The following is a 14170-nucleotide window of genomic DNA, read 5'->3' as shown; positions in this document are numbered from 1 at the left end:
TTGGACTTTCGGCTCCAAACTATTTGCCTGATTTTAAACCGTTTACCCTTATGAAGAAACTTTTTATTTTATTATTTATTAGCTTAAATCTGAATTCCCCGACTTTATTTGGTCAAAACAATTTAGAAACCCCACCTGGAACAATTTTTCTGAATGACAGTTTGTTCATTGATAAAGTTCCTGTTACCAATTTAATGTTCTTGGAATATTTAACAGCAAAACATTTCATTAGAAAAAAAGGTTTTGATTCTTTTTCTGAATTTCATAAAAGCGCAGATCAAAAATTTGATCGACTAACATTTTTATATCCTTCCTTCTTAAAAAACCTGAATAAGAAGGGAAGTTTCCTTACAAAGAAAAATTACTTTGAAAATTATAGATACAAAAATTCGCCTGTCTTGAATGTATCTAAAGAACAAGCCTTGGACTATTGCAAATGGAGGACAGAAATGGTACGATATTCTTGGTCAAATAAAACTGACCAAATCAATTACAAGATTAATTATAGATTGCCCAAAGAAGATGAAATAAGTTTAGCCAAGGAATATTTCGAAAATCTCAATAAATTCAAGTATCACGCTGGTAAAAATCCTACTAAATTCAAAACCCAGAATGAAGAAAATGATTTTGTTTTATATAATATTTCAGAGTATACGTTGAAAGAAAACCTTTTTGGGCAGAATTGGAAGAATAGCTCTCCCTCCGAATTTCCAAATGAAGCGACAGGATTTCGATGCGTATGTGAAATTCAGCCATAACAAAGTATGCCGAAAATAATAAAAGCTTTAGCAATTGGCACTCCTGAAAAATATTAAATTCTAAATAACAATTTTATAAATAAGAAAAACAAAATTCAAAATTGTAATTTCAAGAAATTAAATATTATTAAAAATGAATAAGCGCAAAATTCAGTTATTACAATTAATTTCAGTTGGTTTAATTATCATTGCACTTTCTCAAATAATTTGGCACTATTTAGAATTATCAGATTTTTATAAAGGTGCATCTATCGGAATTGGGTTTGGATTAATGCTGTTAGCAATTCTTAAAATAAGAAAAAACAGTTTCGCTAAAACTTGATTTGGTTTGTATATAGAGTAACTATTCATTGATTGAAAATTCTGTTTCTGGCTAAAGAAAACTCTTAAATATGGGCAAAGGAAATTTGAAGTAATTCTCATAAAAATTCTTTCAGTATTTTCTTATCTCCAGCACTCGAATATCTTTCAATAGCAATTAATCCAGTCACTGCAGTTTAAAATGAAAATTATTATGAATAATAAACATTACAGTAAAAAAGTTATATAGTAAAAACAAGGAATGTTTAAAAAGATAAGATTCACGGGAGTTTTAAGATTGCTTCTGCTTTGTCCTTATTGAATTAACAAATGTTATTAGTATACATTTTAAAGAATAAATAATTTAAGAAATTGACTAAAGGTTTATGAAGAAAGTAATCTTAAATGACGGAAATAAGATTCCACTAGTAGGTTTTGGGACTTACAAAGCAAAAGAGCAAGAAGGGATTGAAGCCATCACCACTGCTATTTCTAAAGGTTATTCTCTAATAGACACCGCAGCAAAATACGAAAATGAAGAAGCTATTGGTAAAGGAATAAAAGCTAGTGGAGTTTTAAGAGAAGAAATTTATATAACTACTAAATTATGGCGTGAGAATTTAGGTTTTGAATCAACTAAAACGGAATTTGAAAATTCTTTAAGAAGACTTAATCTGGACTATATAGATTTATACTTAATACACTGGCCTGCAAATGCCAAAAATTACGATAATTGGCAAAAAACCAATGCTGATACCTGGAGAGCAATGGAAGAATTACAAGCTGAAGGGAAAATAAAATCTATAGGTGTTAGTAATTTTTTTCGAGAACATTTAGAAGCTTTATTTGAAACGGCAAATGTGATTCCTGCAATAAACCAAATAGAATTTCATCCAGGTTATTGGCAACAAGAATTGGTAGAATATTGTAAAAGTAAAAACATAGTAGTGGAATCTTGGTCACCTTTAGCACGAGGGAAGGTGTTTGGGAATGAAGTGTTGCAAGCAATTGCCAAAAAATATAATAAATCTGTATCACAAGTGTGTCTTAGATGGATTATTCAACACGATGTAATTGTAATTCCAAAATCCACCTCGCCAAATAGAATTGAAGAAAATATCAATCTGTTCGATTTTGAGTTGAATGCGGTAGATATGGAATATATTAATAATCTTCCTGAAATAGGTTTTAGTGGAGAAATGCCTAATAACTGGCCAGATAAGGTTTAAGATAACCTTCGCTAACGAAATTTAAGAATTTGGGGCACTGCTATATTCCAATTAAGCTTTTCTAACAAATAATTGTAAATTGTAATTTCCAAATTATTGAACTGGCTTTCCTCACTTGTTAGTTAGCAATTAAGATAATTTGTAGCAAAGATAATTTAAGAGACATTAAGCGTTTACAGCAGTAAATTGTAACAAACGACATAATTTATATACAAATCTTTTAGTAAATATATTAATCATGATTTTAGCTTAGATATGAACTGGATTTTAAGCTTTGTTCTAATTTTAATTGTAATGTACCTTGTTGGTATTCAATTAAGAAAACGCCGAAGTAAAATTGCAAGAAAGACTTTAGAAGAAATTTGGGGGAAACCTAAAAACGAAAAGAACTTCGATTTTAATTTAATAGATCAGTTTTATAACAATCATAATTCCCAAAAAGGAATATTTCAATCAATATCTAATACTACCTGGACTGATCTAGATTTAGATGATATTTTTAAATTTATAGATAGAACAACCTCAAAGATAGGTCAGCAATATCTTTATTATAAACTTAGAACAATCTCAGGGGTTTCAGAATTAAACCGATTTGGAAATCTTACTGAAATTTTTAAATTAAACCCAAGCTTAAGACTTCAATGTCAGGTAGAGTTATATAAATTGTCGTCTAATAAAGCCTATTACTTAGAAGAAATATTCCGATCACAAAGCGTAGAAAGATCTAATAAAATATGGCTGTTCAGTTTTCTTTCTTTAGCTGCAATTTCATCTATTATTCTTAGCTTTTTTAATCCAATATGGTTTCTCTTACTAATTCCTATATTTTTCATCAATCTTGTTTTTCATTATAAAAATAAATCTTCAATACAATATTATTTAAATGGTGTTGGGCAATTAGCCACTGCATATAAAGTTGCTAAGAAATTAAGCTCTTCTACAGAAATTGAATCCTTCTATAAAGACTTCATTTTTTTAAAGAACGTGAAAGCTATTTTATCAAAAATTAAATTTATTGAATGGGAGAAAAAGTTGGATAGTGAATATACCTTGTTCATTTGGTTCATATCAGAGATCATAAAAATCACTTTTAATATAGAACCCATACTTTTTTACATTTTTCAAAATTCATTAAAAGAAAAAGAAGAAGATATCAAACAACTTTTTCAGTTTATAGGCGAAATAGACTCTGCGATATCTTGCGCTTCAATACAATCTGCTCATGCTAATTATTGCAAACCAAATTTTATAAGCGGTAAAAAAGTTGTTACTGAAGACATCTATCATCCTTTGATAGAAAATTGCGTCTCTAATAATTTAAATTTAGAAAATAACAGTTTGTTATTGACTGGCTCTAATATGTCTGGCAAAACAACATTTATAAGAACATTTAGTATTAATGCAATTTTAGGACAAACATTAAACTTTTGCTTTGCTACAAAATTTGAAGCTGCATTTTTTAAGATCTATTCATCTATTAGAATTTCTGATAATCTAATGAATAGTACCAGCTATTATTTAGAAGAAGTTGTTAGAATTAAAGAACTAATTGATGCTTCAAATCAAGGAAATTGCAACCTGTTTATTTTAGATGAACTTTTTAAAGGAACCAATACCATGGAAAGAATCGCAGCTGGAAAATCAATATTATCCTATTTGAATAAAAAGAATCATGTTGTTATGGTTTCTACCCACGATTTGGAACTCACAGAACTTTTGAAAGAGGAAAATTTTGATTTATATCATTTTTCAGAAACTATAAAAAATGACCAATTAAGTTTTGATTACAAGATTAAGCCTGGAAAACCGCAGAGTGGAAATGCTATAAAAATTTTGGAGTTATATGATTATCCCTTAGAAATTATAAGGAATTCTAGAGATTTTGAGATCATAGTAAAAAAACTAATCATGCAATCCATATAGATCATGAGATCCTTTTCCTCTTCTTATTGATCTTGTGTTATCCAAGACAGTTATCCTAGTACAAAGCCGAAAATAAAAATTATAATACTATGCTCAGGCAACCATTTCTGGTTTTAATACGTCTTTATTAAAAGGAAGACTTCAATCGTCCTTTAACTCCCGAAAAATTATGAAGTATTATTATTCTATTTTATTCTTACTTATTGCCACTTATTGTCAGGCGCAAGAATTAAAAACCTTTCCATTATATCCGCCTCAAACAGAAAATCTTGAAGATCTTAAATTCCTGAATGAAGAATTGAAAGGTACACGTTTGGTAACCTTGGGTGAGCAAAGTCATATGTATGGTAATATTTTTGAAATGAAAATACGGGTTATTAAGTATTTACATCAAGAATTAGGGTATGCTACCATAGCGATGGAATCGCCAATCTATGATCTTTATAAACTTAGTTTAAATCCCGAATTTGATACGATTGCTTTTAACGAATCTATATATGGTGTTTGGTCAAATTCTTCTGAGTTTCAAGAATTAGTGAAATACATTGAAGAAAATAATTTAAAAACAATTGGATTTGACTCCCAGATAAATGATACAGATTCTTTTATCACAGATCTATTTGATTATTTGGAAGTTAATGAAATTGAGCTCCATTTAGATGAAGAAGATTTTGGCATTGTTTTAGAAAATCTACTTAACACCAATACCTACGAGGATTTTGATATTGGTTTTCCGCAATTTGAGAAAGAATTAAAATCACTTCTGAAAAAAATAAGCAAACTGAAAGATACTGAAGAGAATTACTATTGGAATCAGTTTATAAAAGGCCTTTTGGCATCTACGAGAGATGCTTACTACAACGAAGAACCTATTTTAAGCACCTATTATGCAAATAAAAGTCATAATTTTCGAGATGAGCAGATGGCAGATAATTTACTTAATTACATGGCCAGAAATCCCACAGAGAAAATAATCGTCTGGGCAGATAACATCCATCTTATCAATACCATGAAAAGTGAAACAAATTTTATAACCAAAGAATTTTTACCCATGGGTTCCTTCTTAAAACAACAACTTAAAGAGAAAGTATATAGCCTTGCGACGATACACGCAAACGACTCTCTTTTTGAACAAAAAGAATGGTACAAAACCCCCATTCAAATCCCTTCTTTTGAGTATGAGTTGAATTCCTTTAATGAACCTTTTCTATTTGTAAGTTCTAATCAAGTGGCAATGAAAACCTTAAGATCTCACAGATTATTGAGTTTTATAGACTTTTCTGAAAGTCGGTTGGATGAGCTACATGATGGTTATATTTTTATAAAAAATGCAGTCAACTCTAATTCAGTACATAATCATAGAATAGAAGTAAAAAATAACATTCCAAAGGATACGGTACTAGCCACCATTAAAATTGATAATGATCTTTCGTTTTTATCAGGAAAAATTATAGATGCCCAAACTAACCTATCTGTTCCTTATGCAAACTTAATAATGAAGACTAAAGAAATATATAGAGTTTCAGATGAAGAAGGAGGATTTAGCTTACCTGTGTTGAATAAAGATATGCTTAACAATTCATCTATAGAAATTTCTTCTATGGGTTATGAAACACGCGTAATACCTTTAAAAAATTTGCCATCAACTATTTATTTAAGTCCAAGTATGGATGAGTTGGAAGCTGTTGTAATTATTAGTAATAGAACTGCTAAATCTGTTTTAAAACAAGCAGTAAAGCAATTGGATATCAACCATCCTATCACTCCCTTTAATTATTATAGATATTCTAATTATTTACTAAATAAAGATGATAAGGATCTAATTGATGTAGATATAATTACCAAGGAGTATGAACAAGGCTATCGTCAGCTAAACAGATAACTCAACGGGTAGAGCAAATTAAATGGAATAAAAGATCTGAAAAGTCAAATTTGCAGAATGTTAGGCAAATATTTCATTATCGTCAAAACCCAATTAGATATTCCAACATTTTACATCAGAGAAAATACAAGAAATTTAATGTAAGTTTCAATAAATCAAACAAGCTTGAAGACGAAGGATTATATATAATTGCTTTTAGTACAGATAGAAATAAATGGAATTACACGAATCGTAACTATCCAACATCCTATTCCGGTAAAGTTTATATAGATAAAGCAAATTTTGCAATTGTAAAAGTTATAGAAAATTGGGAAACTACTTTAAATAATGAGGAAATTAAAAAGAATTATAGACTGAAGTCCTATAATAGTATGAATCAATTAATATTTAAAGAGGAATACATAGCAGATTTCGCTAAGGATAGTGATGAAAAATATTATGCAACTAACTATTTTCAGCGCCAATTTATTGAAACAAAAGATTCTAAAAACCTTAGAGATAACATTGTTATAGAGTTAAGGTCTTCCATTTTCGACCTAGAAAAAGATAATTTAGAAGTTATAGATTATGATCATTATCAAGAAAACGAGGTCTTACTCAACAGAGTTGAGTTCAATGAATTGTTCTGGAATACATTCAAAAATGAACTATACGAGAATAAGAAAATAGACTGAGTAAATTCAATATTCAACTTTAAGACAAAAGCGAGCATCACGAAAATTGAAAATTTTAGTTGTTTAAAATAGTTGTCGGGTCATCCAGACTTCATGTGAATTAAGTTAACCAGCTTGCGCAGCACTAAAGTTAATAAAGGGGTAACTATCATCTAAACTCTAGTATCTTGCACCAATAAATTATTATCGATATTATTATGAAATTAAATTTATTGTCTTGTGATGCTCCTAGACCAGATAGAAGAGCGATAGCCAAATGTATTGAAGAAATTTCATCTAACATTGATGGATCCATATCCAATGAACTCACCGATATTCTCCTAGAAGGTGATGCTGTAGATATTGAGATGGAAGATAAAAATTCTGGTTCTGCTTTGAGGGCTTTGCGAAAATTAAGTGTTAACTATGAAATTATTGAATAACCCAAAAGGCTTTACAAAATCGCTATGAAAAGGAAATGTCGCTTTGTGAACTGAATGCATTTACGGGAGACGTGTCATTTTATAAATCGGGGAAAGAACTTATTTGATAATTATTCACTTTCGAGTAACTATCCTGCTACCTCCAAAGCATTACGCAAGATCTCTAGCTAGAACCCAGCTTTATTAATATTTTTTTCTATTCATTAAAAAAAATACAAGATTTTGATCTGTCGTGAATAGCGTTTAGCGTTAAACTTAAGCAAAAGTCTTGGGCTTAGAGTTAATCCAGCTGCTGCTTGGTATATTTTTTGGACGAACCGAAGATATGAAACAACCGCATGACAACAAGACAAAAAAACAAGGCTTCGTTACTGTAAGTGGAGCAAGACAACATAATCTAAAAAATGTCTCTCTGGAAATTCCTCGTGATGCCTTGGTAGTCTTCACTGGGGTCTCTGGGTCGGGTAAATCGTCACTCGCTTTTGGTACTTTATATGCCGAAGCTCAGCGAAGATATTTAGAATCTGTCTCGCCGTATGCACGCCGACTTTTTCATCAGATGCCAATCCCAGAAGTAGATGAAATTGAAGGTTTACCACCAGCGGTTGCTTTACAGCAGCAACGTGGTTCTGGAACCACAAGATCTTCAGTAGGCTCCGTAACTACATTGTCTAACTTGTTGCGCATGTTATATTCCCGTGCAGGTGATTATCCAGAAGGTCAATCTATTTTATATGCCGATTCATTTTCAACAAACACTCCAGAAGGAGCTTGCCCTCAGTGCCATGGACTTGGTAGAGTTTACGAAGTAACAGAAAAAAGTATGGTTCCAGATGATAGCCTGACAATTCGGGAGAGAGCTATCGCTGCCTGGCCAACCGCCTGGCAAGGGAAAAACCTGCGGGACATATTAGTCACCCTTGGTTACAACGTTGACATTCCTTGGAAAGATCTTCCAAAAAAAGAACGTGACTGGATCTTGTTTACTAATGAAAAACCGCAAGTGCCGGTATACCGAAACCTAAATCAAGAGGAGGTACAACTAGCCATTAAAGAAAAGAGGGAGCCAAGCTATATGGGTACCTACACTGGTGCTAAAAAACATGTATTGCACACCTTCGCAAATACACAAAGTGCTTTAATGAAAAAGCGCGTTTCACAATATATGCTTAGCAGCGAATGTCCTACCTGCAATGGCAAACGTTTAAATCGCGAAGCTCTTTCTGTCACTTTTGCAAATTATGATATTGCCGATATTTCAAGATTACCTTTAAAAATGTTGCTCTCTATTTTCAAGCCTTATAGCGATGGATCTGCACTTGGTTTAGTTGAATTAAGGGAACAACATCAGGAGAAAGCAATGGTGGCACAACGAATAGCAGAAGATCTTGTTGCTAGAGTAAATGTATTATTAGAATTAGGACTTGGTTACTTATCATTGGAGCGTAGCACTCCTAGCCTTTCTCCTGGGGAACATCAGCGTTTAAGACTAGCTACCCAAGTACGTAGTAATCTATTTGGGGTAGTTTATGTTTTAGATGAACCTTCTGCAGGATTACACCCCGCTGATACCGAGGCTTTACTTAAAACGTTGGATAGATTAAAAGCTTCTGGGAATTCACTTTTTGTTGTAGAGCATGAGCTGGACGTAATTCGCTATGCCGACTGGATTGTAGATGTAGGGCCAGAAGCTGGTGAAGGTGGCGGCGAGATCTTGTATAGTGGTCCTCCAGCAGGATTAAAAAATATAACTAGATCTAAAACCAGGGAACATCTTTTTAATGATTTGCCTTTCAAAAAGCCCACACCCAGAAAACCATCTGGATGGATGAAAATAAGTGGAGTTACAAGAAATAATTTAAATGACCTTGAGGCATCTTTTCCACTAGGTGTATTAACAAGTGTTACAGGTGTTTCAGGCTCGGGTAAAAGTAGTTTGGTAAGTCAGGTTTTGGTGGAGTTAATGACCACCGAGTTAGGAAATGGAGTTGCGCCAGAAGAGGAAGGAGAAGATGTTTTGCAACAGGATGTTGTAGCAACGCTTGGAGGTGAAATTACCGAAGGTTCAGAAAACATAAAACGTTTGGTTGTAGTCAACCAGAAACCAATTGGAAGAACCCCGCGCTCTAACCTTGCAACGTATACTGGCTTATTTGATGTGGTTCGAAAATTATTTGCTTCAACAAAATTAGCTAAATCTCGACATTATAGTGCTGGCCGTTTTTCATTTAATGTTGGAAAGGGTCGTTGCCCAAATTGCGAAGGAGAAGGATTTGTTATGGTTGAATTATTATTTCTACCAAGTGTCTATGCACCTTGTCCAGTTTGTAGCGGTACTCGATATAATGCTGAAACCTTGGAAGTAACCTATCATGAAAAGAATATTGCACAGGTTCTTAACATGACCGTAAATGAGGCAGCTAAATTTTTTGAGAAAGAAGACCGTGTAAGTCGGCCGCTAAAAGTATTGCAGGAAGTAGGTTTAGGTTATTTACGCCTAGGACAGCCAGCAACTGAGCTCTCCGGTGGAGAAGCGCAACGAATTAAGCTCGCTAAAGAACTTCAGCGTCCTAGTCGTGGGAATACTCTTTATATATTAGATGAACCAACTACAGGCTTACACCCAAATGACGTTGAAAAATTACAACTTCAGCTAGCGAGCTTAGTTGATGCAGGGAATACCGTAATTGTAGTAGAACATGATATGCAGATAGTGGCAGGAAGTGATTGGGTTATAGACATAGGTCCTGGAGCAGGAGAAGATGGCGGAAAAATAGTGGCGGAAGGTACGCCAGATGAAGTAGCAAAAAACAAATCTAGTAAAACAGCAGTTTACCTAGCGAGAACTTTAAATGGACATCCATAAACTGAGGAATTAAGTACATATAAAAACCTTATGTTTTTATTATAATAGAGTTATAAAATATTTTGTTTATTAATCTTAATTGAAAAAATAGAAGAAATGAGAGCGATTCATATAACAAAATCCGGAGGACCGGAAGTATTAAAATTAAAAGAGACTCCAAAGCCAAAACTGGAGAAAAACCAAGTTCTAATAAAAGTAAAAGCGGCAGGTATAAATCGTAGTGATATTGTAACTCGTAAAAACATGAACACCTATGGCAATGGTTCTACTGAGACAATAATTCCTGGGCTGGAAGTTTCTGGTGTAATCACTGAAATTGGCGATACTGTGAGTGACAAAAAGATTGGTGATGAAGTATGCGCCCTTGTTTCAAGTGGAGGTTATGCAGAATATGTAGCAGTTGAGAGTTCCCACTGTCTTCCTATACCAGCGGGAATAAGTTTAACAGATGCCGCTGCAATTCCCGAAACTGTTTTTACAGTTTGGTTCAATGTATTCCATTTAGCAAATCTGCAGCCGGAAGAAAAGTTACTAATACATGGTGGCACTAGTGGAATTGGAACAATGGGCTTACAAATGGCTAAAGCTTTAGGCTCTCAAATATATACCACTGCTGGTAGCGATAAAAAGATTGATTTTCTCAATAAAATGAATCTCGGCAAAGCCATCAATTATAAAAAAGAAGCTTTTGAAGAAGTTTTTAAAGATGAAAAAATAGATGTCATCTTAGATATGGTAGGTGGAGATTATACCCAAAAGAATCTTGAAATTTTGAATAAGAAGGGTCGCCTTATTAATATCAACGGAATGAATAGTATGGAGGCAACTATCAATCTACGTAGCATAATGAGTAAAAATCTCGTTTTAACTGGTAGTTTTTTAAAGCCACAGTCGGCTGATGTAAAAACTCAGATTGCGAAAGAGGTAGAAAAAAATATATGGCCACTGTTTAAATCTGAAAAAATACATCCTGTTATTTATAAAAAGTTTCCGTTAGAAGATGCTGCAGAAGCTCATAAGCTAATGGAAAGCAGCGAACATATCGGGAAAATATTATTGATAATGGATTAGAAAACTAGATTGGCTAATTCAAAAAATTGAAGATTTTCTTCTCGATTGTTATTCTGATACCGAATGATTAATTTATCTATATAACAAGGAAAGAGGTTTATAAAACTTCCCTGAGTAGCGAAATTAAATGAAAAAAAATGTTCTGATTTTTTTATAGTAAAAATCTAAAAATTCAAGTTGATGAATTAATAAAATCTTCTAAGTTTTCGGCTGGATCTTATTTTTTCTAATTGGCATCGTATCAATAAGATCTTGTATTTTGTCTATAGAAATACAACTAGTATCCTGCAGTTTTACTTTTCCATCTAAGCCAATTAGATAAAATTCAAACGGACTATTCTTTTCATCATATTTTTTGTACAAATTGGTCGCAGCGGTCCATTCTGCGTCTTTTTCCAAGCCTACTTTCATTTGATGTTGATATACCTGATAAACAATCACTTTTCGTTCTTCCAGACCTATTAAACCAGATTCCAGTTCCTTTATCTGACTGTTGAAATCTTCATCTGCAAGATCTTCTGTGAGCAATAAAATTAACCTATTTTCCCAATGATGCTTGGAAAGATCTTGTGATTGCGAAATTTGCACACAAAGAAAAAACAGTAAAAAAGGGAAAATAATTTTCATTCCTAATAATACGACTTTTTGCATGAAACAACTAGAAACAAACACTTTTCTCCCTGCACAATGGCAGAAAATACCAGATATTAATTGAGAGTTCAAGGATGTAGAATATTCTACGCCGATGAATTCTATAAAAAATGCATCCGCTTAATTAAAAGATTAAAATCTAATCTGGGATAATGAAAAAAGTCTTTCTTATTGACTCCCTTTTTTCTGTAAACGTATAGGTCCAGATAATTTAGAAGGTGGTGTCAAGCTAATTTCTCCTTTTTGTAAAACTACGAGCGTTCCAGACTTAACCAATTCATCTGCCATTTCTCTTACAAGATTCATTTTATCTCTCCAATTTTCCGGAAATAATTTTCTAGCTACTTCAGAAGGGCAATATGTTTTTTCTATTCCACGCTCTTCAGCAAAGAATAAGTGAGAGTTTCGAATTTTATCCAGCATGGTTTCATGAATTATTTAATATCTAATTATTCATTATCCAGAATAACTTCATTTATTAAATTCATTTTAGACACTGGTTTATCTTCTACATATTTAAAAATGCTAAGATCTCCTGTTCGCTCTAATATTGCAAATTCAACCTCACCCATATTACGAATTCCACCAACTCTTAACATTCCGTAGAGCTCCTCTTCTCGTATTCTAGATTCCTTGAGTCCTGATACATGAATTTCTCCATTCTTAATGAGAACAACAGGGGTACCATCTAAAAAAGTATTCACTTTTTTAACTCTAATTTGCAAATATTGGATATACCTGGATATACCAACAATAATTATTATCACTATACAAGCATATACCAGAGGGACTTTTGGATAAAACATAGAATCCCCAATGGCCGAACCTAAGGCGATAATTAAAACATTTTCAAACATGGAGAGGCTTCTATTCCCCCGCTTACCCATAAAACGCATAATAAGCACTGCGAATAAGTAAATAAAGGCTACTCTAAAGCCTATTTCCAATAAAAACAAGGCATCGTTTTCTTTGCCTATAAATATTCTTTGCCAATCAAAAGGCTCAACTTTATCCATGTTTTATTTTTTAGTGCTACTCCGTTTTAACCAAGCATTATTAGATAATTTTAACCAATTTTAAAAGTTAAGTTTAACTGTGTCTTTATTTTCTCAACAAATCCTATGACATATGTATTAGTACTCGAAGACTATAATACCTCTGGATCAGAAAAATTGATGAGCGTATTTCCTATCTAGAATATAATTATAAATGATAAAACGATAATAAGCAAAAGCGATAGTCCAACAGTATTTAGCAATTTATTTCTACCATCCTTCTTAGCAATTTTAAAACTAAACCTCCAAATTCTTCTGGAAATCTTATCTGCCATAAAGCTTGCCCCTCTTGGTGAAAATATCGTTGCAATCATATCGTAAATAGTAATCAATGTAATTATCACTCCATTAATAAATAAAGTAATATTCATACTTTAAAACGGATGTTAGTGTATATATCTAAATATCAAAACAATATTATAAGAACAAACAATGGAGTAAAATTTATTAACTGATAATTTCCCAAATAATTACCTGTTATAATATTGCAATATGAGGAATAATTTAAATCGTAAATCAGATTGATTATGCCTTTCGCAATACTCGAATTCTCTAAAATTAAATTTTCACTAACTGCTACAATCTTTTTATGATTCCGAATTAAACATATTTTTTATCGAAACCATATGGACATTTCCAATCTTTCTCTACTTCTCTACCACTATATTGCCGAGCCTCACTGCTAGTCCCGAAGTCTTCAAGCATAGGATTAATAGATCCTTGAAAATCTTTATCTCGTCTTCGAATAATATCTCGAACTCGGGTATATCTTCCTACTTCTCTAAGTAATTCAAATTGACTATGTAAATTAAAAACAATCATAGGGAAGGGCGCACTTCTAGCCTTTCTTGAAGAGTTTGGGTGCATACCAACAATGTAGAATGAATCTCCTATCAAACTAAAACTAAATTTTGAAGAAGAAGGATCTGCACTTGTATTTTTATCCCAAGGCTTGGGATCTAATTGATTTAAATCGCTTAAAAGTTTCCACAATGAATTTTCAAAATCTAACTCATCTTCATAATGATCCTCCTCAAAGGTTGCTATAAATGTCTGGAACTTTTTATCCTCTTCATCTATACTTTCCAAATAAGCTTGAAGATCTTCAAGTAATGCAGAAGGAGTATTGATATTGGTGATTTTTTTATAATCTCTAATTGTCAAGTTATCATCTGCTACTAAACTTTGAGCCATCACACATGGATGATCATCTAAAATAAATTCTCTTATAGAATCTTCAGTATTCTCCTGCATATTATCCATGTTTATAATATTTTTTCAACGTCACAATATTAATTGTAAAATTAAAAACCCACCTATTTCTATTTTTTAAATTATT

General features: G+C 32.4%; 14 protein-coding genes. 9 read left to right on the top strand and 5 right to left on the bottom strand.

The window, feature by feature from the left end; all coding sequences use genetic code 11:
• The first annotated feature begins 50 nt into the window (after positions 1-50).
• From I130_RS08575 to I130_RS08540, 9 genes are all read left to right on the top strand, one after another.
• Entirely contained in the window at positions 51-758 is a 708-nt protein-coding gene (locus tag I130_RS08575) for an SUMF1/EgtB/PvdO family nonheme iron enzyme (RefSeq protein ID WP_034921644.1), read from the top strand.
• A 133-nt stretch (positions 759-891) separates the two neighbouring features.
• Positions 892-1080, top strand: coding sequence for a hypothetical protein (locus tag I130_RS08570; RefSeq protein WP_034921640.1), 189 nt, complete (start codon positions 892-894; stop codon positions 1078-1080).
• A gap of 364 nt (positions 1081-1444) precedes the next feature.
• On the top strand, positions 1445-2287 hold the full coding sequence (locus I130_RS08565; protein WP_034921636.1) for an aldo/keto reductase: 843 nt from the start codon (positions 1445-1447) through the stop codon (positions 2285-2287).
• Between the two features lie 255 nt (positions 2288-2542).
• On the top strand, positions 2543-4210 hold the full coding sequence (locus tag I130_RS08560) for a MutS-related protein (RefSeq protein WP_034921633.1): 1668 nt from the start codon (positions 2543-2545) through the stop codon (positions 4208-4210).
• A 169-nt stretch (positions 4211-4379) separates the two neighbouring features.
• Entirely contained in the window at positions 4380-6092 is a 1713-nt protein-coding gene (locus I130_RS08555) for an erythromycin esterase family protein (protein ID WP_051119656.1), read from the top strand.
• Between the two features lie 50 nt (positions 6093-6142).
• Positions 6143-6766, top strand: a complete 624-nt coding sequence (locus tag I130_RS16235; protein WP_051119655.1) for a hypothetical protein — start codon at positions 6143-6145, stop codon at positions 6764-6766.
• A 197-nt stretch (positions 6767-6963) separates the two neighbouring features.
• Positions 6964-7188, top strand: coding sequence for a hypothetical protein (locus I130_RS08550; RefSeq protein ID WP_034921632.1), 225 nt, complete (start codon positions 6964-6966; stop codon positions 7186-7188).
• 325 nt (positions 7189-7513) lie between these two features.
• Entirely contained in the window at positions 7514-10054 is a 2541-nt protein-coding gene (gene uvrA, locus I130_RS08545) for an excinuclease ABC subunit UvrA (RefSeq protein ID WP_034921705.1), read from the top strand.
• 96 nt (positions 10055-10150) lie between these two features.
• Positions 10151-11125 (top strand): NAD(P)H-quinone oxidoreductase, encoded by a 975-nt coding sequence (locus tag I130_RS08540; RefSeq protein WP_034921629.1) that lies wholly within the window; start codon positions 10151-10153, stop codon positions 11123-11125.
• 198 nt (positions 11126-11323) lie between these two features.
• Here the strand turns inward: I130_RS08540 and I130_RS08535 are convergent, their stop codons facing one another.
• The 5 genes from I130_RS08535 to gntA all read right to left on the bottom strand — a co-directional run bounded on the left by I130_RS08535 (position 11324) and on the right by gntA (position 14085).
• The gene (locus I130_RS08535) at positions 11324-11752 is read right to left on the bottom strand and encodes a DUF4174 domain-containing protein (RefSeq protein ID WP_198012042.1); all 429 of its coding nucleotides are present in this window, start codon (positions 11750-11752) and stop codon (positions 11324-11326) included.
• Positions 11753-11944: 192 nt separating this feature from the next.
• Positions 11945-12199, bottom strand: a complete 255-nt coding sequence (locus I130_RS08530; RefSeq protein WP_034921622.1) for a DUF3253 domain-containing protein — start codon at positions 12197-12199, stop codon at positions 11945-11947.
• Between the two features lie 26 nt (positions 12200-12225).
• Entirely contained in the window at positions 12226-12792 is a 567-nt protein-coding gene (locus I130_RS08525) for a DUF421 domain-containing protein (RefSeq protein WP_051119654.1), read from the bottom strand.
• A gap of 176 nt (positions 12793-12968) precedes the next feature.
• Positions 12969-13202, bottom strand: coding sequence for a hypothetical protein (locus I130_RS08520; protein ID WP_034921610.1), 234 nt, complete (start codon positions 13200-13202; stop codon positions 12969-12971).
• A 229-nt stretch (positions 13203-13431) separates the two neighbouring features.
• The gene (gntA, locus tag I130_RS08515) at positions 13432-14085 is read right to left on the bottom strand and encodes a guanitoxin biosynthesis heme-dependent pre-guanitoxin N-hydroxylase GntA (protein WP_034921702.1); all 654 of its coding nucleotides are present in this window, start codon (positions 14083-14085) and stop codon (positions 13432-13434) included.
• Between the last annotated feature and the right edge of the window lie 85 nt (positions 14086-14170).

Origin of the sequence: Gillisia sp. CAL575 (genome assembly GCF_000403785.1) — a bacterium.
GTDB lineage: Bacteria > Bacteroidota > Bacteroidia > Flavobacteriales > Flavobacteriaceae > Gillisia.
The sequence above is the reverse complement of the archived record's forward strand: the minus strand, read 5'-3'. Positions and strand labels throughout refer to the sequence as shown.

Excerpts from the sequence above, each read along its gene's own strand:
- I130_RS08575 (WP_034921644.1), top strand. The coding sequence starts at position 51 with ATGAAGAAACTTTTTATTTTATTATTTATTAGCTTAAATCTGAATTCC.
- I130_RS08570 (WP_034921640.1), top strand. The coding sequence starts at position 892 with ATGAATAAGCGCAAAATTCAGTTATTACAATTAATTTCAGTTGGTTTA.
- I130_RS08565 (WP_034921636.1), top strand. The coding sequence starts at position 1,445 with ATGAAGAAAGTAATCTTAAATGACGGAAATAAGATTCCACTAGTAGGT.
- I130_RS08560 (WP_034921633.1), top strand. The coding sequence starts at position 2,543 with ATGAACTGGATTTTAAGCTTTGTTCTAATTTTAATTGTAATGTACCTT.
- I130_RS08555 (WP_051119656.1), top strand. The coding sequence starts at position 4,380 with ATGAAGTATTATTATTCTATTTTATTCTTACTTATTGCCACTTATTGT.
- I130_RS08550 (WP_034921632.1), top strand. The coding sequence starts at position 6,964 with ATGAAATTAAATTTATTGTCTTGTGATGCTCCTAGACCAGATAGAAGA.
- uvrA (WP_034921705.1), top strand. The coding sequence starts at position 7,514 with ATGAAACAACCGCATGACAACAAGACAAAAAAACAAGGCTTCGTTACT.
- I130_RS08540 (WP_034921629.1), top strand. The coding sequence starts at position 10,151 with ATGAGAGCGATTCATATAACAAAATCCGGAGGACCGGAAGTATTAAAA.
- I130_RS08535 (WP_198012042.1), bottom strand. The coding sequence starts at position 11,752 with ATGAAAATTATTTTCCCTTTTTTACTGTTTTTTCTTTGTGTGCAAATT.
- I130_RS08530 (WP_034921622.1), bottom strand. The coding sequence starts at position 12,199 with ATGCTGGATAAAATTCGAAACTCTCACTTATTCTTTGCTGAAGAGCGT.
- I130_RS08525 (WP_051119654.1), bottom strand. The coding sequence starts at position 12,792 with ATGGATAAAGTTGAGCCTTTTGATTGGCAAAGAATATTTATAGGCAAA.
- I130_RS08520 (WP_034921610.1), bottom strand. The coding sequence starts at position 13,202 with ATGAATATTACTTTATTTATTAATGGAGTGATAATTACATTGATTACT.
- gntA (WP_034921702.1), bottom strand. The coding sequence starts at position 14,085 with ATGCAGGAGAATACTGAAGATTCTATAAGAGAATTTATTTTAGATGAT.